Below are 21,555 nucleotides of genomic sequence, written 5' to 3' on the forward strand. Positions count from 1 at the left end.
CTGGCGGGCCTGCTCGGCGAGGTCGCCGCCGGCCCGCCGTGCCCGGCGCAGGGCGCCCACCGCAAGGGTGGCCAGCAGCGCGGCCTCGACATCGTGCCCCATGGCATCGGTGACAGAGAGCTGGACCGTGTCCCTGTCGATCACATAGTCGAAGGTGTCACCCCCGACGTGGTCGGCGGGCTCCAGCGACCCGGCCACCGCGAACTGCGCCGCCTCGCACGCCAGCGACGCCGGAAGCAGCCGGTGCTGGATCTCCGCGGCCAGGCTCAGCGGGCTGGTGCGGCGGCCCCACTGATAGACGTCGGTGTAGGAGCGGTTGGCGATGACGAGGTATGCCAAGGCGTGCGCGGTCTCGCTGATCTCCCGCATCGCCTCCGCGTCCGGCGCCGCCGGCAGGAACAGTTCGAGGAGCCCGATGGCGTCCCCGCGGTTGGTCACCGGAGCTACGATCCGCACCAGCGCGCCCTCGCCCCCGTCCTCCACGCCCGGCTGCTGGGTACGGATCACATCGTCGTACAGGGTGCCCCGCAGCGTGATGCGCCGGGCGGGTTCATCGGTATTAACGCTGCCCGCCGCCCCCAGCCGTACGACCGAACTGCCGGTGAAGTCGGTGATCAGGAACGACACCGACACCGCCCCGAGACGCTCCTTGAGCATGCGCGCGACCACATCGAGCGACTCCACCGGCGCCGCGGCCTCCGCCGCCTCCAACGTCCCCGCCAACGTCATCTCCCGGCCCCGGCCACTCCCGCCCAGGAGAAGACGAGCGGCCCGCCCACCATCCGGCTCTCCAACGGTCACGGCGACTCCTCCATTGCTCGACGACGCTCAGGACTTCGCCCCGAAAGACGCGGAAGACCAACACCGATCCCGGTACCCGGACAAGTCACATTGCACCACCGGAACGTAGTTCTGCCCGCAAACACCGTTACCAGGTGGCTGCGAGGAGGATGGCCGTGTAGTGCGCGGTGAAGGCGGCGATGGTCAGGGCGTGGAAGACCTCGTGGAAGCCGAACCAGGCCGGTGACGGGTCGGGGCGCTTGAGTCCGTAGACCACGGCGCCCGCGGTGTAGAGCAGACCGCCGGCGATGACGAGGACGACGATGGCGGTGCCGCCGGCGTGCGCGAAGTCGGGCAGATTGAAGACGGCCACCCAGCCCGACGCGATGGGGTGGAGCCGAGGGGGACGCGCCGGCTGCTACTGGGGGTGGCGACTGGTGGCGTGCCCGCCGGGCGTGTCGGACAGGGCGATGCGGGCCGTGATGCGCTTGCCGACCGGCTCCTGCTCCGTGAACAGGTCTTCGGTGACGGCTTTGACGATCTCCAGGCCGTGCTGGCCGATCCGGTCGGGATCGGCGGCCCGGGCAGCGGGCACGGTGGGGTCGCTGTCCCACACGACAACATCCACAGCGCGGGCGTTGATGCGCAGTTCCAGCAGGACGGGGCCGGGAGCGTACTTGCGGGCGTTGGTGACCAGCTCGCTGACCACCAGCTGGGTGAGGTCCCTCGCACGGGCGGGCACGGGCAGACGATGGTCGGTCTCGACCTGATCGAGGAAGGCGACGGCGTGGTGGCGGGCTTCGGCGATGCAGCCGTCGTACCCGCTCAGGGCGTAGCCGGCGCGCACCAGGTATCCATTCGGCGCCCTACAGCCGTCACCGTCGGCATGGGATCCCACTGGCCTCGCCCTCATTACCCGTGCACAAGTGCGCGAGTACCCACCCTTCCTGCATACATGGCAGGGGCATGTTGTTCGGCCACAGACTTCACCGTGGCGTGATCCACACGCGCGGGTGATCGTGGGGCGCATTCGCCGAGGCGACTGCCGCCAATGACGCCCGCCTGATCGTCCGGGCGGCCGAGAAGAACGGCGTACGCCTGAACGTGGCCGCCGCGAGCGCCGCCCGGCTGGACCGCGCTGACCTGGCGCCCGACTCTACGGGGGAGCAGTCAGCTGCTGAGTGCTTCCAACCGGAGGTTGGGGGTGTCAGGGGCGTCGCGCCCAGAACAAGGCGTGCCCGCCGTCGCCTTCGGGTACGAACTCCTCCCGTTCGACGGTCAGGCCGGCCTGGGTCATCCACCCGCGGTTGGTGGCAGCGTCCGCATGGCTCCACCACATCGGGGCTCCGCCACCGAGCCAGTTCTCGTCGACGCCGGCACGGTGTCCGGTAGTGGCCACGAACCAGCCTCCCGGGCGCAGCCACGCGGCGATCCTCCGCAGCAAGGGCGGCTGCTCGGCCAAGGGAATGTGGATGAGGGCGTACAAGGAGACGACAGCGTCGAAGGGAGCGTCGTCGAAGGACGCGGCCGTGGCATCGACCTGGTTGACTCGGCCTGGGGCACCCGTTCCCGGGCCCGGCGGACCTGCACCTCGCTGATGTCGATGCCGGTGACCCGGTAACCGGCATCGGCCAGAGAACGTGCTACCGGCACCCCGCTTCCGCAGCCCAGATCCAGCACGGTGCCACCGGCCGGGATGCGCGCGCACAGGTCGCTGAGCCATGACTGGTATTTCGTCTCGGCACCGTACGCCTCGTCATAGTGCGCGGACAGCGCGTCGTAACCACGCCGGACGACGTCTTTGGGGTCTTCCATGTCCATGCCCGGCGACGGTAACCAGTTGCCCGCGTCACAGCGAACGGATTTCGGAGCTCATGCGCGGACCGACTCATTCAACTGGGCTGGCGGCGGACGCCGTGGTCACGGGGCCGCAGAGCCGGGGCGCCGAGCGGCACCAGCACCATGAGCCGGGTGCTTCCGAACCTGCCGGCGAGCCGACCCAGCACCGTCATGCTCGCGATGGCGCCCACGGCGAACGCGAGAGCGCGAGGCTGACAAGCAAAGTGCTCAGCCCCGGTCGGGCCTTCACGGTGGGGACGCTGTCGGCTTCGGCACCCAGTCGGCGCCGAAGAGGTGCCCTTCCGGCGCGGCCCCGGTTCCGCCTGGGAAGGCCAGGGGGAGCAGGGGCCGATGTCAACGCTGCGGTCGGCGCCGTACGGGAAGGGTTGATCCGGGAAATCGATGGCGGGCGAGCGTCAGATGGATCTACTGAGTGAGGTCTGCCAAGAGCGCGGTGATGACACGGTCCGTGGAGGCGGCCATGTCGACGGAGTCCGGCGCGAGCAGCCACTGGATCTGGAGCCCGTCCATGAGGGCGATGATCGCCGTGGCTGCCTCTTCGACGTTGAGGTCGGGCCGTGTCTCGCCGAGCTCGCACGCTTCGGCGAGGGCTTCGGCGACCAGGGTGCGCAGACCCGCGTAGCGGTCGCGGAAGTAGTCCTGGGCGGGGTGGCCTTCAGTGACGCTCTCCGCCGAGAGCACGGCGTACAGCCGGACGATGCCTTCGCGTTCGGTGTTGCGGCGGACGGTGTCGACGAGATGGCGCAGGAAGGCCAGGCCCTGGGGGCGGTCGGGGCCGAGCTGTTCGATGTCGGTGGCGTCGCGCAGGTCCAGGACGCTGGTGAGCAGCTGGGCCTTGGAGCGGAAGTAGTGCAGGACGCCGGCCTGGGTCACGCCGGCCCGGTCGGCGATCTCCTGCAGGGAGGCGTTGTTGTAGCCGCGGGCGGCGAAGGTGTCCATGGCGATCTGCAGGATCTCCTGCCGTCGCTGCTGGGCTCTGAGACTTTTCCCTGCGCGGGGCTGCCGCTCCCCGTTCGGCGTGCTCTCGCTCATCGTAGGGAGTCTACGGGGCTGTCGATCAGTGGTCACCTGTCGATCAAACCTGAGAAAGAACTTGCACACAAGGACTTACTAAGTACTTAGTAAGTGTGCTTTTCTGCTCTTCGTTCCGCCCGCTTCGTGCCGTACCGCGGCCTGGAAGGACGAGCATGAGCCGCCCTGCCCTCCCTGATGACACCGAGCTCCGTGACCGCGTCCGCGGCCTGGACCTGGACTCCAAGATCCGCCTGCTGACCGGAGCCGACCTGTGGAGACTCCCGGCCGAGCCCCGGCTCGGGCTGTCCGCGGTGACGATGTCCGACGGTCCGCAGGGCGTCCGGGGGACCGGCGACGACCCTGACGAAACCGGGCTGCTGGCCCCCGCGCCGAGTGCGCTGGCGGCGGCCTGGGACACCGGCCTCGCCGAGCGCCTGGGGGAGCTGTTCGCCGCGGAGGCCCGCCGCAAGGGCGTCGACGTGGTGCTGGCGCCGGTGGTCAACCTCCAGCGCACCCCCGTCGCCGGGCGCCACTTCGAGTACTTCTCCGAGGACCCGCTGCTCACCGGCACCCTGGCCGCTGCCGTCGTTCGCGGCCTGCAGAGCCGGGGCGTGGCCGCGTGCCTGAAGCACTTCGTGGCCAACGACTCCGAGACCGACCGCACCCGATACCGTGCCCGGCTGGACGAGCGGACGCTGCGGGAGGTCTACCTGGCCCCCTTCGAGCAGGTCCTCTCCGAAGCCGAGCCATGGAGCGTGATGGCCGCGTACTCGGGCGTCGAAGACGGGACCGTGTCCGCGCCGATGACCGAGAACGCGCGCCTGCTGCGCGAGGTGCTGAAGGGCGAGTGGGCCTTCTCCGGGCCCGTGATCAGCGACTGGGCCGCGACCCGGTCCACCGCGGCCTCGGCGGTCGGCGGTCTGGATCTGGTGATGCCCGGCCCCGACGGCCCGTGGGGTGACACTCTCGCGGCGGCCGTGCGCGCGGGCGAGGTGGACGAGCGGCTCGTCGACGACAAGGTGCTGCGGCTGCTGCGCCTGGCCCGGCACGTCGGCCGGCTCGACGAGCCGGGGTCGGCCCCTGCACCGGCGGAGCCCGCTGAGGAGGAGTTCCGGCTGCTGCGCGACGTCGCCGCCCGGGGCACCGTGCTGCTCCGCAACCAGGAAGACCTGCTGCCCCTGAAGCCTGACGGCATCCGCAGCGTCGCGCTGATCGGCCCCAACGCCGTGGCGCCGTACCTCCAGGGCGGCGGCAGCGCCTACGTCCCGGCGGTGCGCACCGTGTCTTTCGAGGAAGGGCTGCGCGCCGCGCTCCCCGAGGACGTCCGACTGACCGTGCACCGGGGCGGCGACGCCCGCCTGCGCTTGCCGTACGCCTCCGCCGAACTGCTCGCTGATCCCGATACCGGCGAGACGGGCGTGCGCGCCGACCAGATCGATGCCGACGGGAACCTCATCGGCGGCGAGGTCCGCGCCACCGGGGACTGGACCACGTACGACGGCTTCGACGCGGAGACCCGTCGGGTGCTGCTGCGCACGGTGCTGACCCTCACCGAACCGGGGACGCACCGTCTGGAGTTCGGCTGCTCAGGGCGCTTCAGCGTGAACGTGGACGGCGAGGAGGTCCTGGCCGGAGACGACGGCCGAGGCGTGGAGCTGGTGCTGGAGTCCAGCCACAACCACCCGCCCCTGCGGGGGATCGACGTCGAGGTGGGACCGGAAGGCCGCAGGCTCGCGCTCGCCCTGGACCTCACCGTCGTGGACGCCGGTGGCTACGGCCGCTTCGTCACCGCCCAGGTCCGGCATGCCCCGCCCGGGGCGACGCCGTACGAGGAGATCGCCGAGGCCGTCGCCGCGGCCCAGGCGGCCGATGTGGCCGTCGTCGTGGTGGGCACCAACGAGGAGGTCGAGTCCGAGGGCTGGGACCGCACCGGTCTCGACCTGCCCGGTTACCAGAACGACCTGGTCCGCAAGGTGATCGCTGCCAACCCGCGCACGCTCGTGGTCGTCAACGCCGGCGCGCCGGTGCTGCTGCCCTGGGCCGACGAGGCACCCGCCCTGCTGTGGGCGTGGCTGCCTGGCCAGGAAGCCGGGCACGCACTGGCCGACGTCCTGCTCGGCCGGATCGAACCGTCGGGTCGCCTGCCGTGGACCCTGCCCGCCCGCGCCGAGGACGTTCCCGTCCCCGACGCCCGCCCCCGCGACGGCATCGTGGACTACACCGAGGGCGTCCACGTCGGACACCGGGCCTGGGACCGTGCGGGGCTCGTCCCGGCCTTCCCGTTCGGCCACGGTCTGGGCTGGACCCGATGGACGTACGAGTCCGTGACCCTCTCCCCGACTCCCGTCTCCGCCACTCTGCCCAGCCCCGCGGGCGGAGACGGGCTCAACCTGGCCGTGGAGCTGACCAACACAGGCCCCCGGGCCGGCCGTGAGGTCGTTCAGGTCTACCTGGAGCCGCCGCACGGCGGCTCCGACAGGCCGGTGCGCCTGCTCGCCGGCTTCGCCACGGTCCAGGCGGAACCGGGCGCCCGCGTCACCGCCGAGGTGCACGTGCCCGCGCGCGCCTTCCAGATCTGGGACGGCGAGGCGAGCGCGTGGCGTACTCCGCCCGGCCGGTACCGCCTCCACGTCGGACGTTCCAGCCGTGATGCGCGTCTCGTCGCCGAGGTGACCGTCGACGAGGGGCGCCTGCACCCCGCAGGATGACGCACCCGGCCGCAGTCCCTTTTGCCCCACTCACCCCCCGCGCCCTGTTCAGCACGATCGCAAGGAGCCGCAACGATGAGCACCCTCCGTCCCACCGCCAGAACCCTCCAGATCGCCTGCGCGACCGTCGCGGCGGCCCTGCTGGCCACCGGCTGCGGCCGCAGCGACGACGCCTCGGCCGCCGACAAGGCCCCTACGAAGATCGGCAGCGGCAAGGCCAAGGGCAAGCTGGTCATGTGGTCCATGGGCGACAAGGCCGACAAGGACCTGGAGAGCCTGGCGAAGAAGTTCGAGCAGCAGAACCCGGACGTGACGGTCCAGATCACCGCGGTGCCGTGGGACGCCGCGCACGAGAAGCTCACCACCTCGATCGCCGGTGGCAACACCCCGGACATGTCGCTGATCGGCTCCACCTGGATGGCCGAGATGGCCGCCATGAAGGGCTTCCAGGCCACCCCGGCCTCGTTCAAGGCGTCCGCGTTCTTCCCCGGCCAGTGGGACACCACGAAGTACAAGGACACCTCCTACGGTGTCCCCTTCACCGCCGACACCTCGGTGATCTACTACCGCACTGACCTCACCACGAAGGCCGGCATCAAGGGTGCCCCGGCCGACGACTGGGACGGCTACCTGAAGGACCTCAAGGCCATCCAGGCCACTGCGGGCAAGCAGAACCCCAAGCTGCGCAACGCCACCCAGCTGCAGGTCGGCTTCAACTCATGGCTGTTCTGGCTGCCCATGGTGTGGCAGCAGGGCGGTGACATCTACGACGCCGAAGCGAAGAAGTTCACCTTTGACTCGCCCGCGGTCACCAAGGCCCTGGAGTACTACAGCGGCATCTTCAAGGACAAGCTGTCGCCGAACGACAAGACCGACGCCCGCGTGAACCTCCAGAACGGGCTGATCGGCACCGTGCAGCAGGGCGCCAGCACTGGCGGCGACCTCCACAAGAACGCCCCCGAGCTGGACAGCAAGTGGAAGACCATGCCGCTGCCGAAGGGCACGCAGGCCGCCGGGCTGGCCGGCGGCAGCGACCTGGCGGTCTTCAAGGACGCCAAGAACTCCGACGCAGCCTGGAAGTTCATCCAGTTCCTCACCGAGCCGAAGAACCTGGCCGCCTACGCGGAGGCATCCGGCAACCTGCCCGCCGCCGTCGACTCCTGGTCGCAGGGCGAGCTGAGCCAGAACACCAAGATGGCAGCCTTCGAGACCCAGCTGAAGGTCACCAAGGCCCCGCCGGCCATCACGACCTGGCAGCAGATCGCCGACGCCATCGACTCCGAGCTGGAGAAGCTCGCCTACGGCAAGGCCACCGTCGACCAGGTGCAGAAGACCCTGCAGTCCAGGGCCACCAGCATCGGCACCGGCCGCTGAACCGCCCTCGCATCCCTCGTACGGACGGATGACAACCATGCCCCCGAGCACCATCACCGGGCAGGGCACCCAGGAACGCGAGGCCGCCGGCCCGCGGCCGGCGGCCCGCCGCCGCACCTCTGTGCTGCGGCGCTCCGCGCAGGGCCGCCAGGCCCGCGCCGCCTGGGTCCTCGCCGCCCCGTTCCTCGCCCTGTTCCTCGCGTTCATGCTGCTGCCGGTCGTCTGGTCGCTGCTGATGAGCCTCACCGACACCCAGAGCGCCGACCTGCGCACCCCGCTCAACGTGTCGTTCATCGGCTTCGACAACTACGTCCGGCTCTTCGAGGACCCGCAGTTCTTCACCGCCCTGCGCAACACGGCCGTGTTCGTCCTGGTGGCCCTGCCCCTGACACTGGCCGCCGGGCTCGCTGCGGCGGTCGCGCTCAACAGCGGCATTCAACGCTTCCGAGCCGTCTTCCGGGTCGGCCTCTATCTGCCGGTGATCACCAGCATCGTGGCCGTCGCCGTGGTGTGGAAGACCCTCCTGGAACCGCACGCGGGCCTGGTGAACACCGTCCTGGCCTGGTTCGGGATCGACGGCCCGGCCTGGCTGGCCGACACCCGCTTCGCCCTGCCCGTCATGATCCTGATGGCCGTGTGGCGCAATCTCGGCACCGTCATGATCATCATGCTGGCGGGTCTGCAGTCCGTCCCCCAGTCCCTGATGGAGGCGGCCGAACTCGACGGCGCCGGAGCCTGGCAGCGTTTCTGGCGGGTCACCTTCCCGCTCCTGCGCCCCGCCCTGCTGCTCACCGCCGTCACCACCGGCATCGGCTACCTGCAGTTCTTCGACGAGCCGTTCGTCATGACCGACGGCGGACCCCTGGACTCCACGCTGTCGGCCACGCTGTACGCCTACAAGCAGTTCGGCAACGGCAACTACGACGTCGCGTCGGCGGCCGGCTACGTCGTCTTCGTCCTGATCATCGCTCTGACCGTGCTGCAGTTCCGCGTGCTGCGGGACAAGGACTGATGCCCCATGACCACTCTCACGCCCGCCCCCACGCCACCGGCCACGTCCTCGGCCACGGACAAGGTCCTACGGCGCCGCCGCATCCGGCGGGAGTGGGGCCAGCCGTGGCTGTACCTGCCGCTCACCGGCCTGCTGCTGCTCATGGTCACGCCGTTCCTGTGGATGCTGTCCTCGGCGTTCAAGTCCGAGGGTGACATCCGCAAGCTTCCGCCCGACCTGATACCCACCCACCCCACGCTCGCGAACTACCGGGAGCTGTTCAGCAGCCTGGACTTCACCAGGATGTTCGCCAACTCCGTGATCGTGGCCCTGGCCGTCACCGCGGGGAACCTGATCTTCTGCTCGATGCTCGGCTACGCCCTGGCCAAGCTGGACTTCCGCGGAAAGCGCGCGGTTTTCGCTCTGGTCATGGCCACGTTGATGGTGCCGGGCCTGGTGACTTTCGTACCGCTGTACGTGCTGGTGGCCAACATGAAGCTGACCGGCTCCCTGCTCGGGCTGATCCTGCCGTTCCTGGCCACCCCGTTCGGGGTGTTCCTGATGCGGCAGTTCATCTCCACACTGCCCGACGAACTCATCGACGCCGCCCGCGTCGACGGCTGCCGCGAACTGGCCATCTTCTGGAAGATCATCCTGCCGCTGACCAGGCCGGCCCTCGCCACCCTGGGGATCATCACCTTCCTCGGCTCCTGGAACAACTTCCTGTGGCCGCTGGTCGTGGCCCAGAACGAGAGCCAGTACACCCTCCCCGTCGGCCTCGCCCTGGCCAGCAGCGGACAGGACTTCACCCGCTTCGGCATCCTGCTCGCCGGCGCCGTCGTCGTCCTGCTCCCGGTGACCATCGTCTTCCTGCTCTTCCAGCGCCACTTCGTCGCCGGCATCGCCACCACCGGCCTGAAGTGACCCCAGCTCCGGCGCCCTTACCCGGCCCCCACGCGCCGGTTTCGCACCGCCCACGTCATGCACGCGCGCCGCCGTGCACGGCCGTCATGCCCGCAAGGAGCCGCACCATGAGAACCACCACCCGGCAATGGCGCCGGACCGCCCTGGCAGCCGCCGCGACCCTGATCGCCACGCTCCCCGTCCTCCCGTCGGCCACACCGGCCTTCGCCGGCACCGCCCTCGGCAAGGCGTCGGTCTGGCTCACCAATCCGTCCACCAAGACGTACCTGTCCGAGCAGTCGCCGGTGACCTGGAAGGCCGGAGCCGCACCCTCCGGCTCGACGATCACCGTGGACACCACCCGCAAGTACCAGCCGATGACCGGCTTCGGGGCCTCGTTCACCGACTCCTCTGCCTGGCTGGTCGGCACCAAGCTCAGTGCCAATCAGCGGAACGCGCTGATGCGCGACCTGTTCAGCCGTCGTGACGGCATCGGCCTGAGCTTCCTGCGCCAGCCGATGGCCGCCACCGACTTCACCGTGAGCGGCAACTACTCCTACGACGACATGCCCGCCGGCCAGGCAGACCCCACGCTGGCCAACTTCACCATCGAGCACGACCGGTCGTACACCATTCCCCTGCTGAAGCAGGCCCGGAAGATCAACCCGCAGCTGACCCTCATGGCCACCCCGTGGAGCCCGCCGGGATGGATGAAGACCGGCGACTTGATGAACGGCGGCCGGCTCAAGCCGGACGCCTACCAGCCGTACGCCGACTACTTCGCGAAGTTCCTCAAGGCGTACGCGGCAGCCGGCGTCCCGGTGCGCTACGTCACCCCGCAGAACGAGCCGCTGCACAACACGTCCAGCTACCCGAGCATGAGCCTGACGGCGGACGAGGCCAAGACCTTCATCAACGACCACCTCGCCCCGACACTGCGCAAGCAGGGCCTGGCCACCGGCATCCTGGGCTACGACCACAACTGGGACGTCACCAGCTACCCCGAGTCCCTGTACACCGACGCGGCGAGTGCCAAGAACGCCACCGGCACGGCCTGGCACTGCTACGCCGGTGACGTCTCGGCACAGACCGTCGTCCACAACGACTATCCCAACGAGCCAGCCTTCCAGAGCGAGTGCTCCGGCGGCAACTGGGAGGGCGACGAGCAGGGCGCCTTCGCCGGTGTGATGGACAACGTCATCAACGGCCCGCGGAACTGGGCCCAGAGCATCATCCGCTGGAACCTCGCCCTGGACTCCAACGGCGGTCCCACCAACAACGGCTGCCAAGGCTGCCGCCCCGTGGTGACCGTCTCCCCGAAGACGAACGGCACGTGGACCTACACGCCGACGGCCGACTACTGGGGGCTCGCGCACGCCGGCAAGTTCGTCCAGCCCGGCGCCCGCCGGGTCGCCTCCAACACCTTCGGCAAAGGCAACGTCGAGGACGTCGCCTTCACCAACCCCGACGGCTCCACCGCGCTGGTCACCTACAACTCCGGGAGCACCGACCGGACCTTCACCGTCCGCTGGGGCGACCGCCACTTCACCTACAAGCTCGCCGCAGGAGCAGCCGCGACCTTCACCTGGACCGGCACCCAGCACGGCAGCACCGACCCGGCCGCCATCGGCTCCGTCGACATCCCCTTCCGCAACCCCGACGGCAGCCAGGCCCTGATCAGCTATGACAGCAGCCTGCTCGCCCAGCAGCCCCAGGTGCGCATCGGCGACCAGTGGCTCGGCTACACCCTGCCCACCGGCGCGTCCCTCACCTCGCCCACCGGCGAGACAGCCCTGCCCCGCGACGGTTGGCAGGCATCGGCCTCGGCGAGCAGCTCGGACGACCCGCCGTCCAAGGCCGTCGACGGCGACGCGGCCACCCGGTGGAGCCTGGGGCACGGCATGCAGCCGGGTGACTGGTTCCAGCTCGACCTCGGCTCGGCCCAGACCTTCGACCAGCTTGTCCTGGACACGAGCGCCTCGTCCGGCGACTTCGTCCGCCAGTACGAGGTGTACGCCTCCGACGACGGCACCAGCTGGGGCAAGCCGATCGCCACCGGCCCCGGCAGTACCGTGAGCCGGATCCTGCTGCCCACCACCACCGCCCGCTACATCCGCGTGGTCAACAAGGCAAACTCCGGCAGCTGGTGGTCCATCCACGACGTCTCCGTCTTCGCCTCCGACGGCAAGACCACGTCGCCCCCGGCCACGAGCCCCGGGCTCCAGCGCAAGAACGCGACCCTGCCCGACGGCACCAAGCTGCAGGTGACGTACAACTCCGGCAGCGAAGCTGCCACATTCGACGTCCCGTGGGGCGGCACGACGTACAGCTACCGACTGCCCGCCGGCGCCGCCGCGATCCTCACCACGCGGCCTGCCTGAACGCACGCCTGCTGAACCGCCGGTGTGAAGCCCACACAGCGAGGCCCGCGCAGAGGGAATCTGCGCGGGCCCTCGCCCTCTTACGCCCTCAGCCCGGCACCACTGCTCGGAGGAACGCTTGGAACGAGCCGGCATCGACGAGAGCTATGTCCGTGACCTTGTTCGTGATCAGCACCCGGACCTGGCGGACCTCGAGATCTGGCCGGTTCCCTCGGGCTGGGACAACCAACTCTGGCGAGTGGGCGATGAACTGGCCGTGCGCCTGCCGATGACCGAACGAGCCCCCGCGCTCTTGCGTAAGGAGTTCCGGTGGCTCCCCGGTACTTGCCAGGCGTCTGCCGCTACCGGTGCCGACGCCCCAGCGCCTCAGTGAGCCGACACCACGCTTTTCCCGGCCGTGGGTCATCGCGACGTGGGTTTCTGGCGAACCGGCGGACGGCGCTGAGATCAGCAACGTTGGACAAGCGTTGGACAGCCTGGCCCGTTTCCTTCGCGCCTTGCACCAACCGGCGCCGGATAACGCCCCCACGAATCCGTGGCGCAGTGTCCGCGCAGCCGCCGATTTCCTCAGCGCTTACGGCGTGACCATGGAAGCGACAGTTCACAGCGCCCAAGGCTGGGCCGTGCTGTCAGCGCTTGACCTCATCTCCATCGGTCAGGCGTGGGAGCGAGGTCTCCCAGGCGGGCAGCCGACCTGGGGCCGCGCCGGTCGCCGCATCTTTGAGCGCGTCTTCGCCTTCACGTAGCGCGTGGAGGTTGCGTCAGTTGGTGAGTCGGCGGGAGCGGCTGGGCTGGATGCCCCGGGTGGGGCCCGGTGCCGTACACCGGGCCCGAGCGGCTAACCGTGATCAGTCGGCCAGAGTGAACGTCTGGGCGGCCGAGTTGGTGCAGGGCTGCTGGGACAGGCGAGCGCCGTTGGCGGCGGAGCCGTTGTCGACTGTGAGGCATTTGCCGCTGTGGCGGGGCGTGAAGCGGTACTGCCCGTTGGTGCCGACAGGCTCGGGGCGCCACTGCTGGTTGGTGCCGCCTCCGTAGCTCCACAGGTGCACCTTGGTGCCGTCGGCGGTGGCGCCGGGACCGCCGTCGACGTCCCAGACCTTGCCGTTGTACCGGTTGACGACCTGGTAGAAGCCATCGCTGGTGGGGCGGAACTGCCAGGACTGGTTGGCTCCGGTGCCGCAGGCCCACTGCTGCAGCGCGGTGCCGTTGCCGGTGCCCCAATCGGCCGCGTCGAGGCACGCGCCGCTGTTAGTGCCCGCGACGTGGTACCACGCGGCCGGGTCGATGGTGCCGGCGGGCGGCTCGGTGGGATCGCCGTCGGTGCCGTTCCACACGAAGGTGGCGACGGCGCCTGCGGGCAGGGTGTAAGCGAGGGACTTGCCGTTGTCGGTGAGGGAGAACTGCCGTGCATTCGTGGCGGCGTTGACGACGAATGCCGCACGGCTGCCGTCGGGGTTTTCGAAGACGACGTTCTGAACGCCTCCGCTGCCCTGGCTGGTGGAACCGATGCGGGTGGCGCCGACCTTGATGAACTTGGCGACGTGGCCGAGGACGTAGTACTCGGCGCCGGGGGTGACGTTGCCGTTCGCGATCTCGACGATGCCGTTGCAGCGGTTGCCGCAATGGCCCTGGTGAGGACCGCCGTTCTGGTCGAGGGCGAGATTCCAGTTGATGACGGTCTCGCCGCCGTTGCGCATGTTCTGCACGACCAGGTTCTCGGCGTGCCACTGGAGCGTGTCGCCGAACGTCTTGGCCGCATCCGCACTGTCGGTGCCGGAACACTCGGTGAAGAAGACGCGCTTGCCGGCGCCCACGATCTGCTGCTGCGCGGCGGGGGTGCCGCCGTAGCAGTGGAAGGCGGCGCCGATGACGCGCTGGATGCCGGACGTGCGGGAGAACACGTCCAGCGGGTAGTTCGGGTGGTCCCAGTTGTGGTCGTACGCGAGGATGTTCGTCGGCAGTCCGTTGGCACTCAAGGTGGCGTCGAGCACCTTTAAGAACTCGGCCTGCTCGGTGGAGGTCATCGACATGGACGGGTAGCTGGTGGCGAATTCGGGCTCGTTCTGGACCGTGAGGTCGGTGAGCGTGATGCCCTGCTGCTTGTACGCCTTGATGGACTTGACCAGGTAGTCGGCGTAGGGCTGGTAGTACTCGGTCTTCAGGCTGCCGCCGCCCAGCGAGCCACCGGTCTTCATCCAGGCGGGCGGCGACCATGGGGAGCCCATGAAGCGGATCGCCGGGTTGACCGCGGTGGCCTGCTGGAGGACCGGGATGATCTCTGCTTGGTCCCGGGCGATGGAGAACTGTCCCTGGGTGTCCTCGTAGGTGTAGAAGCTGTTCGTGGCGTTGAAGTCGGTGCTGCCGAGCGGCTGACGCAGGTAGTTGAGCGCGATACCCCCGCTGGTGGAGAACAGCGAGGTCATCAGGTCGGCGCGCTTGTCGGGGGGCAGGCCCTGGATGAGGTGGGCGGAGGCTTCGGTGACCGAGGCGCCGGCACCGGTGAACTGCTGGCCCTTGCTGCCGGCGTCGATGCGTATGTCGATGGCCTGCGGCGTGCCGGTGAACGGGACGCTGCCTTCAGCAGCCAGCTTCTTCGCGCCGTCCGGGGTGGTGACCCACACCTGCGCGGTGGGGTCGGCGGCCTGGGCAGTGCCAGGGGCGATGATGCCGAGTCCGGCGACGGCCAGGACGAGGGCTGCGCCGGCGGCGCGAGCCCGGACTGGAGTTCTGGGCGACATGGTGCGGCTCTCCTTCGATTCGACCTGACAGGAGGGGCGGTACACCGGCCCACCCGCGCACGACTGCGTAGCGCGGATACGGCCGGAGCCTCGATAGGGGTGCACACAGGTCTGACCTGCCCCAAGGAGTGTTCATCGAGCGGCCGTGGGGCGATGGGCCGGTGACGTCAGAAGACGACGAGCGGGGAGTGTCCTCTTACGGGAGGTCGGGGGTTTCGATGCCGGTCTGGCAGCTGCCGGGAAGCGAGAGATCAGGGTGAGGCTGAGGGATGGTGATCAGTTCAGCCCATCGGCCCTCGTCGGCTGTCGGGTCGGCAGGCGGCCCCGTGCCGATCGGCGCGGGAGCAACTGGGGGAGACATGGAGGGCATACGGATCCCTTCCAGCTCATGACGGCGAGGGTTTCATCCCTGTGACGGCGACATGAAAGCACACTAACTGAGTGCTTAGTAAGTGGTTCGGGTCAGCAGTCCATCGACGAACAGCGCATCCAAGAGCTCCTGAACGCCTACCGGCCAACCGCCCGACTCGGAACAACCGAATGGGCATACCGTCAGGTGTTCGCCAGCAACAGCGAACACGACCCCGCGCATCCTCGGGCTGCCGTTCGGACTCGGGTGTCTGTCAATGCCGGTCCCGAGCGGACGAGGAAGCAGGCCATCCTCTCGTCTTGCGGCAGCAGTTGGTCACCCTCATGAGTCAGACCCCCGCCCGGGACGGCGCTGCGCAACCTTCCCACCAGTACCGGCACAAAAGCATCGCCCGATCATTTTCGGAAGACTTCGTCCGGTAGGGGCCTTGCCGACGATCAGGCGCCATCACGGTTCAGACCGCCCGAGCGGGCCGGTGCCATCCACCCAACACGTCACCACGCGGCAGGCGAACCACCATGACGACCAGACAGCGCAGCACCTCCTCCAGCACGGATCCTCCCGTTCCGGGCGAGGTCGTCCTGGGGGTGGACACGCACGGCGAAGTTCATGTTGCCGCCGTGGTCTCCCTACTGGGGAAGGTCCTGGGCACCGAGTCCTTTCCGGCCACAGCGGCTGGCTACTGTCGGCTGCTCGTCTGGGCTCGCAAGCTGGGGGCGGTGCGCCGGGCCGGCGTGGAGGGCACCGGCATCTTCGGAGCGGGCCTGTCCCGCTATCTGCTGGCTCAGCACGTCCAGGTGTACGAAGTGAACCGGCCCGACCGCACAGCCCGCCGTCTGCTCGGGAAGTCGGACCCGCTCGACGCGCAGGCTGCCGCGCGGGCCGTGCTCAGCGGTCGCGCCCGGGCCCGGGCAAAAACCGGCGACGGTCCGGTGCACAGCGCCCGGATGTTCAAACTCGCGAAAGACTCCGCAGTCAAGGCCCGTACCCAGGCGATCAACCAGCTCAAAGCTGTCCTGGTCATAGCCGACCCAGCCCTACGGGAACGACTGTCCAGCCTGGGCAACCGCGAGCTGTTCCGCATCTGTGCGGGCCTCAGCCCGCGCGACGGCGAAGTCGGCGAGGGCGATGAGGACGCCGTGACCCAGGCCACCCGCATCACCCTGAGCCTGCTGGCCCAGCGCATCGAGCAGCTCACCGGGCAGATCGACGAGCTGAATCAGCGCCTGACCCGGCTCGTCGAACGCCACGCCTCGCAGTTACTTGTGCCGGTGGGCATCGGCCCGGACAGCGCCGTCACTCTCCTGATCACCATGGGAGACAACCCTGAGCGGCTGAACACCGAGGCGTCCTTTGCCGCCCTTTGCGGAGTCAGCCCCATCGAGTACTCCTCTGGCCGTCGGAGCACGCGCCGGCTCAACCACGGCGGCGACCGTCGGGCCAACGCCGCCCTGCACCGCATCGTGTTCACCCGGCTGCGCCACGACCCCCGCACCCAGGCGTACTACGAACGCCGCACCCAGGAGGGCAAAACCCGACGTGAGATCATCCGATGCCTCAAGCGATATGCCGCCCGAGAGGTCTTCAACCTGGTCAGACCGGTATCCAGCGTCCCCCCGTTATAGGGGCATCCGTGATACGTGAGAGGGTCTGGGGCGTGAGCGAGACACCACCGAGCACCCTGCAATACCGCTTCGACGGACCAGAAGACGCCCCCGTCCTGATCCTCGGTCCCTCACTGGGTACCACATGGCACATGTGGGACCGCCAGATCCCCGAGCTGACCAAGCAGTGGCGCGTCTTCCGGTTCGACCTGCCCGGCCACGGCGGAGCTCCCGCGTACCCGGCGGGCTCCGTCGGCGACATCACCACGCGGCTGCTGGCCACCCTCGAGGGGCTCGGCGTGCAGCGCTTCGGTTACGCGGGCTGCGCGCTCGGCGGCGCCGTCGGCATCGAACTGGCCCTGCGCCACCCCGAGCGGCTCGCCTCGCTCGCACTGATCGCCGCCTCGCCCCGCTTCGGCACGGCCGACGAGTTCCGGCAGCGTGGCGTGATCGTCCGCACGAACGGCCTCGACCCGATCGCCCGTACCGCCCCGGAGCGCTGGTTCACCGGCGGGTTCGCCGCCGCGCAGCCCGCGATCACCGAGTGGGCCGTGCAGATGGTGCGCACCACCGACCCCGGCTGCTACATCGCCTCCTGCGAGGCGCTCGCCTCGTTCGACGTCCGCTCCGAGCTCGGGCGGGTCGGCGTCCCGACCCTCGTCCTGGTCGGATCGGACGACCAGGTCACCGGCCCCGCCGAGGCCCGCACGCTGGTCGCCGGCATCCCGGACGCCCGCCTCGCCGTCGTCCCGGGCGCCTCCCACCTGGTCCCGGTGGAGCAGCCGGCGGCGGTCACCGACCTGCTGGTGCGGCACTTCTCCACCGCCTGGCAGCCCGCCTACGAGACCTCCACCGGCCAGAGCGTCCTGCCCCAGGCAGCCCTCAAGCCGGTCCTGTCCCCCGCCCCGCCGCAGCCCCCGCAGACGGGGCCCGTCGCCGAGATCGCCCCGGTCGCCGTACCGCCGCAGGTCCAGGGGCGGCCCGACCCGTACGATGCCGGGATCAAGGTGCGCCGCGAGGTGCTGGGCGACGCGCACGTCGACCGGGCGCTCGCCCAGGCCGACGACTTCTCCGGCGACTTCCAGGAGCTCGTCACCCGCTACGCCTGGGGCGAGATCTGGGACCGCCCCGGCCTGGACCGGCGCACCCGCAGCTGCGTCACCCTCACCGCCCTGGTCGCGGGCGGTCATCTGGACGAGCTGGCCTTTCACACCAGAGCCGCCCTGCGCAACGGCCTCACCCCGGGCGAGATCAAGGAAGTGCTGCTCCAGGCGGCCGTCTACTGCGGTGTCCCCGCTGCGAACAGCGCGTTCAAGGTGGCCCAGAAGGTGATTCGCGAGGAGACCACGCCCCAGGAGTGAGCCGGCGGGAAGCGCGAAGGCAGGATGGACCCATGAAGCTCACGAAGAAGTCGCACGCCTGCGTCCGCCTGGAGAAGGACGGCAGGAGCCTCGTCCTCGATCCCGGTGGGTTCAGCGAGGAGGACGCCGCGCTCGGAGCGGACGCGATCCTCGTCACCCACGAGCACCCCGACCACTTCGACGAGTCCCGGCTGCGGGCCGCGATGGAGCACAACCCGGCCGCCGAGATCTGGACCCTGAAGGCGGTCGCGGAGAAGCTCTCCTCGGCCTTCCCGGGCCGCGTGCACACCGTCGGCCACGGCGACACCTTCACCGCCGCCGGTTTCGACGTCCAGGTGCACGGCGAACTCCACGCGGTGATCCACCCGGACATCCCGCGCATCACCAACGTCGGCTACCTCGTCGACGAGGGCAAGGTCTTCCACCCCGGTGACGCCCTCACCGTCCCGGATCACCCGGTGGAGACGCTGATGCTCCCCGTCATGGCTCCCTGGAGCAAGATCTCCGAGGTCATCGACTACGTGCGCGAGCTGAAGCCGCGGCGCGCCTACGACATCCACGACGCCCTCCTCACCGACCTGGCCCGCCCCATCTACGACCGGCAGATCGGGCAGCTCGGCGGCGCGGACCACCTGCGGCTGACACCCGGGGAGTCCGCCGAGGTCTGACCGGGCCGGGCGGCGTTGTCGGACCCGCCGGGTAGGTTGTGGGGCATGCGCATCGCGACCTGGAACGTGAACTCGATCACCGCCCGCCTGCCGAGGCTCCTGGCCTGGCTGGAGAGCAGCGGCACGGACGTGCTGTGCCTCCAGGAGGCCAAGGTCGCCGAGGAGCAGTTCCCCTCGGAGCAACTGCGCGAGCTGGGCTACGAGTCGGCGGTCCACGCGACCGGCCGGTGGAACGGCGTGGCGGTGCTCTCCCGCGTCGGCATCGAGGACGTCGTCAAGGGCCTGCCCGGCGACCCCGGCTTCGACGGCTCGGTGGAGCCCCGCGCCATCTCGGCGACCTGCGGCCCCCTCCGCGTCTGGTCGGTCTACGTGCCGAACGGCCGTGAGGTGGACCACCCCCATTACGCCTACAAGCTCCAGTGGTTCGAGGCGCTCAAGGCCGCCGTCGCCGGTGACGCCGCGGGCAGCCGCCCCTTCGCGGTGATGGGCGACTACAACGTGGCGCCGACGGACGACGACGTCTTCGACCCCGCCTTCTTCGAGGGCTCGACCCACGTCACCCCCGCCGAGCGCGCCGCCCTCGCCTCCCTGCGCGAGGCGGGCCTGTCCGACGTGGTCCCGAGGCCCCTCAAGTACGACCAGCCGTTCACGTACTGGGACTACCGCCAGCTCTCCTTCCCGAAGAACCGCGGCATGCGCATCGACCTGGTGTACGGCAACGCGCCCTTCGCGAAGGCGGTCGGCGACGCGTACGTGGACCGTGAGGAGCGCAAGGGCAAGGGCGCGTCGGACCACGCGCCCGTGGTCGTGGACCTGGACGTCTAGGACCGCAGCAGCTCCAGGTCGACGGAGTCCGCCAGAGCCGCGAGCCCTGCGTCGCCCGGATGCAGATGGTCCCCGCTGTCATGGGCAGGGAGCATCCGGGCCGGCCGCTGTGGATCACGAACCACCGCGTCGAAGTCGAGCACACCGTCGAAGACCCCGCCGTAGCGGATCCACTCGTTCACCACGCCCCGCTCGGCGTCGACGGCGGGAGTGCACCTGGCCTCGCCCTCGCAGGGCAGGATCGTCGCCGCGAGCATCCTCAGCCCCCGGGCGTGCCCCCGTGCCGCGAGCTCGCGCAGCCCCGCGACCAGCTGCTCCGCCGACGTTCCCCACCGCAGGTCGTTGACGCCCTCGAAGACGACGGCCGTGCGCGCCGACGGCTGGGCCAGGACGTCCCGGTCGAAGCGGTGCAGGGCGCTCACCCCGGCCGTGTCCGTGGAGACCCCGTCGCCGGGGTACCGGTCGGTGACCACGCGGTTGCCCGAGACGCCCAGGTTCAGCACGCCGTACCGCGGGACGGCGCTCTGCTTCAGCAGCCGGGCGGCCAGGACGTTCGGCCAGCGCCGGTTGGCGTCCGGCGTGGACTTGTCGCCGTCGGTGATCGAGTCGCCGAGCAGCACCACGGACCCGGGCCCGCCGCTCACGTCGACCCCGGCGAGCAGCGGCCAGCGGGTGATCACCGAGGTGTACGCCCCGGCGGAGCCGTCCGCCGTGTGATCGCCCGGCTCGCTGACGTAGGAGCGCTGTTGCGCGAGCCCGTGCACGGGCGCCGCGGCCACCGTGCCGGGCAGATGGAAGCTCACCAGCAGATCGGCGTCCGCCGGGACGGGGAAGCCGAGCGGATCGCTGTAGGCCTGGCCCCCGGCCGGGATCGAGACGCCCGCCGCACCGCCGAAGGCCAGCGCCACCGGAGTGCCCCGGGAGGCCGCGCCCGACTCCCGCACCGCGACCGTGGCGCTCCCGATCCGCACCGCAGCCGATGCGAAGGTGTTGTCGAACCGCACCCGCACGCGGGGGCCGCCGGCCGATGTGTGCACGACCAGCCGCAGTGTCCGGTCCGACCAGGGCCCCACCGCGGCGTACCCGCCCGTGGCCGTCGTCCAGCTGCCCGTCCAGCCCTGCGTGGCGCTCCGCACCGACACCGCGAAGACGTGCAGCCCGGCCGCGCGCGGAAGCCGGACCGAGGTCACCGCGCGCCCCGGCACCAGCGGCACCGTCACGACGTACAGCCGGGCCTGCTCGGCGAGTTGGCCGGCGGGCGTGTTGATGTGCGGCAGGGACACCGCCTTGCTCGCGAGGGGCCCGGTTCGCCAGTCCGGCGCGGTCAGCCGGTAGCCGGAGCGAGAGCCGTTCGCGTAGGTGACCGTCCCGGGGCCGCCCACCTCCGTGCCGCCGGTGCCCGCCACCAGGAAGGCGAGGGCGTCGCCCCGCCCCGTGAGCCGGACGTCCTGCCCGGCGGCGCGCACGTTGTCCGGCTCGCCCGGTTGCCGGGTCGGCCAGGTCAGCCGGGCGCCCTGCACCGTGAGGGCGCGGCCGGGCGTCCAGCCCGCGGCGGTGAGGTCCCGCGCGGACAGGGATGCGCCGGACCCGTCGAAGTCGGCCTCCGCGGGCCGGCTGTCGTCGCTGACGGCCGCGTTGTCGAACAGCCGCTCCAGCGGCACCGGTGCGGCTCGCCCCTCCGCGACGGCCTGGGCGGACACCGCCGGGACCAACGACCCGCACAGGGCCAGGACGACCAGGATCCCCCGGACATATCGGCGCACGGCCGACTCCTCCCACTCAGCGACACCCGACGCGACAACCCCGAACGCAGGGACGGAACCGAAGAGACAACGACAGCCGAGACGCACGGCGCACGGTGAAGTTAGGGAGACAGGAGTGACACGTCAACGCGTGTCGCGTGAACTCGGCCTGAACTCGACCGGGATCGCGGGCCCGCGCGCCCTGTGGTGCGTACGGCGGTACGAATGACACGCTG

General features: G+C 70.1%; 15 protein-coding genes and 2 pseudogenes. 10 read left to right on the plus strand and 7 right to left on the minus strand.

Going from position 1 to position 21,555, the window contains the following annotated elements; genetic code table 11:
- The 5 genes and pseudogenes from FDO69_RS17935 to FDO69_RS17960 form a co-directional block, all read right to left on the minus strand.
- A partial coding sequence (locus FDO69_RS17935) for a PP2C family protein-serine/threonine phosphatase (RefSeq protein WP_145475627.1) occupies positions 1-729 on the minus strand: 729 nt, incomplete at its 3' end.
- A 199-nt stretch (positions 730-928) separates the two neighbouring features.
- Positions 929-1,168: pseudogene (locus FDO69_RS17940) on the minus strand (hemolysin III family protein); the annotation flags it as partial.
- A gap of 30 nt (positions 1,169-1,198) precedes the next feature.
- Positions 1,199-1,678 carry an ATP-binding protein gene (locus FDO69_RS17945; protein ID WP_104780852.1) on the minus strand — a complete coding sequence of 160 codons (480 nt, stop codon included), beginning with the start codon at positions 1,676-1,678 and terminating at the stop codon, positions 1,199-1,201.
- 309 nt (positions 1,679-1,987) lie between these two features.
- Positions 1,988-2,503, minus strand: a pseudogene (locus tag FDO69_RS42885) (class I SAM-dependent methyltransferase); the annotation flags it as partial.
- A gap of 542 nt (positions 2,504-3,045) precedes the next feature.
- Entirely contained in the window at positions 3,046-3,672 is a 627-nt protein-coding gene (locus tag FDO69_RS17960; RefSeq protein WP_267896245.1) for a TetR family transcriptional regulator, read from the minus strand.
- Positions 3,673-3,827: 155 nt separating this feature from the next.
- Between FDO69_RS17960 and FDO69_RS17965 the strand changes: the two genes are divergently transcribed.
- The 6 genes from FDO69_RS17965 (at position 3,828) to FDO69_RS43060 (ending at position 12,757) form a co-directional block, all read left to right on the plus strand.
- On the plus strand, positions 3,828-6,362 hold the full coding sequence (locus tag FDO69_RS17965; protein WP_104780854.1) for a beta-glucosidase family protein: 2,535 nt from the start codon (positions 3,828-3,830) through the stop codon (positions 6,360-6,362).
- 75 nt (positions 6,363-6,437) lie between these two features.
- Positions 6,438-7,736 (plus strand): extracellular solute-binding protein, encoded by a 1,299-nt coding sequence (locus tag FDO69_RS17970; RefSeq protein ID WP_104780855.1) that lies wholly within the window; start codon positions 6,438-6,440, stop codon positions 7,734-7,736.
- A 37-nt stretch (positions 7,737-7,773) separates the two neighbouring features.
- Entirely contained in the window at positions 7,774-8,748 is a 975-nt protein-coding gene (locus FDO69_RS17975; protein WP_234387980.1) for a carbohydrate ABC transporter permease, read from the plus strand.
- A 6-nt stretch (positions 8,749-8,754) separates the two neighbouring features.
- The gene (locus FDO69_RS17980) at positions 8,755-9,651 is read left to right on the plus strand and encodes a carbohydrate ABC transporter permease (protein ID WP_104780857.1); all 897 of its coding nucleotides are present in this window, start codon (positions 8,755-8,757) and stop codon (positions 9,649-9,651) included.
- Between the two features lie 107 nt (positions 9,652-9,758).
- Positions 9,759-12,011, plus strand: coding sequence for a discoidin domain-containing protein (locus tag FDO69_RS17985; protein WP_159030623.1), 2,253 nt, complete (start codon positions 9,759-9,761; stop codon positions 12,009-12,011).
- A 347-nt stretch (positions 12,012-12,358) separates the two neighbouring features.
- Complete coding sequence (locus tag FDO69_RS43060) at positions 12,359-12,757, plus strand: protein kinase family protein (RefSeq protein WP_420878517.1); 399 nt, start codon at positions 12,359-12,361, stop codon at positions 12,755-12,757.
- 102 nt (positions 12,758-12,859) lie between these two features.
- On the opposite strand, the gene FDO69_RS17995 is transcribed toward FDO69_RS43060, so the two are convergent.
- On the minus strand, positions 12,860-14,749 hold the full coding sequence (locus FDO69_RS17995) for an RICIN domain-containing protein (protein WP_104780859.1): 1,890 nt from the start codon (positions 14,747-14,749) through the stop codon (positions 12,860-12,862).
- Positions 14,750-15,637: 888 nt separating this feature from the next.
- Here FDO69_RS17995 and FDO69_RS18000 point away from each other — a divergent pair.
- The 4 genes from FDO69_RS18000 to FDO69_RS18015 are packed head-to-tail and all read left to right on the plus strand — an operon-like array spanning position 15,638 to position 19,577.
- The gene (locus tag FDO69_RS18000) at positions 15,638-16,744 is read left to right on the plus strand and encodes an IS110 family RNA-guided transposase (protein WP_442802779.1); all 1,107 of its coding nucleotides are present in this window, start codon (positions 15,638-15,640) and stop codon (positions 16,742-16,744) included.
- A gap of 32 nt (positions 16,745-16,776) precedes the next feature.
- A complete protein-coding gene (gene pcaDC, locus FDO69_RS18005) occupies positions 16,777-18,084 on the plus strand; it encodes a bifunctional 3-oxoadipate enol-lactonase/4-carboxymuconolactone decarboxylase PcaDC (RefSeq protein WP_104780860.1) in 1,308 nt (435 codons plus the stop codon).
- A gap of 32 nt (positions 18,085-18,116) precedes the next feature.
- The gene (locus FDO69_RS18010; RefSeq protein WP_104780861.1) at positions 18,117-18,752 is read left to right on the plus strand and encodes an MBL fold metallo-hydrolase; all 636 of its coding nucleotides are present in this window, start codon (positions 18,117-18,119) and stop codon (positions 18,750-18,752) included.
- Positions 18,753-18,797: 45 nt separating this feature from the next.
- Positions 18,798-19,577, plus strand: coding sequence for an exodeoxyribonuclease III (locus tag FDO69_RS18015; RefSeq protein ID WP_104780862.1), 780 nt, complete (start codon positions 18,798-18,800; stop codon positions 19,575-19,577).
- On the opposite strand, the gene FDO69_RS18020 is transcribed toward FDO69_RS18015, so the two are convergent.
- Complete coding sequence (locus FDO69_RS18020; RefSeq protein WP_104780863.1) at positions 19,574-21,340, minus strand: SGNH/GDSL hydrolase family protein; 1,767 nt, start codon at positions 21,338-21,340, stop codon at positions 19,574-19,576. The two genes, FDO69_RS18015 and FDO69_RS18020, sit on opposite strands and share 4 nt — an antisense overlap.
- Positions 21,341-21,555 lie beyond the last annotated feature (215 nt).

This window comes from Streptomyces tibetensis (assembly GCF_007655005.1).
GTDB classification, from domain to species: domain Bacteria; phylum Actinomycetota; class Actinomycetes; order Streptomycetales; family Streptomycetaceae; genus Streptomyces; species Streptomyces tibetensis.

Excerpts from the sequence above, each read along its gene's own strand:
- FDO69_RS17960 (WP_267896245.1), bottom strand. The coding sequence starts at position 3,672 with ATGAGCGAGAGCACGCCGAACGGGGAGCGGCAGCCCCGCGCAGGGAAA.
- FDO69_RS17965 (WP_104780854.1), top strand. The coding sequence starts at position 3,828 with ATGAGCCGCCCTGCCCTCCCTGATGACACCGAGCTCCGTGACCGCGTC.
- FDO69_RS17970 (WP_104780855.1), top strand. The coding sequence starts at position 6,438 with ATGAGCACCCTCCGTCCCACCGCCAGAACCCTCCAGATCGCCTGCGCG.
- FDO69_RS17975 (WP_234387980.1), top strand. The coding sequence starts at position 7,774 with ATGCCCCCGAGCACCATCACCGGGCAGGGCACCCAGGAACGCGAGGCC.
- FDO69_RS17980 (WP_104780857.1), top strand. The coding sequence starts at position 8,755 with ATGACCACTCTCACGCCCGCCCCCACGCCACCGGCCACGTCCTCGGCC.
- FDO69_RS17985 (WP_159030623.1), top strand. The coding sequence starts at position 9,759 with ATGAGAACCACCACCCGGCAATGGCGCCGGACCGCCCTGGCAGCCGCC.
- FDO69_RS17995 (WP_104780859.1), bottom strand. The coding sequence starts at position 14,749 with ATGTCGCCCAGAACTCCAGTCCGGGCTCGCGCCGCCGGCGCAGCCCTC.
- FDO69_RS18000 (WP_442802779.1), top strand. The coding sequence starts at position 15,638 with ATGACGACCAGACAGCGCAGCACCTCCTCCAGCACGGATCCTCCCGTT.
- FDO69_RS18010 (WP_104780861.1), top strand. The coding sequence starts at position 18,117 with ATGAAGCTCACGAAGAAGTCGCACGCCTGCGTCCGCCTGGAGAAGGAC.
- FDO69_RS18015 (WP_104780862.1), top strand. The coding sequence starts at position 18,798 with ATGCGCATCGCGACCTGGAACGTGAACTCGATCACCGCCCGCCTGCCG.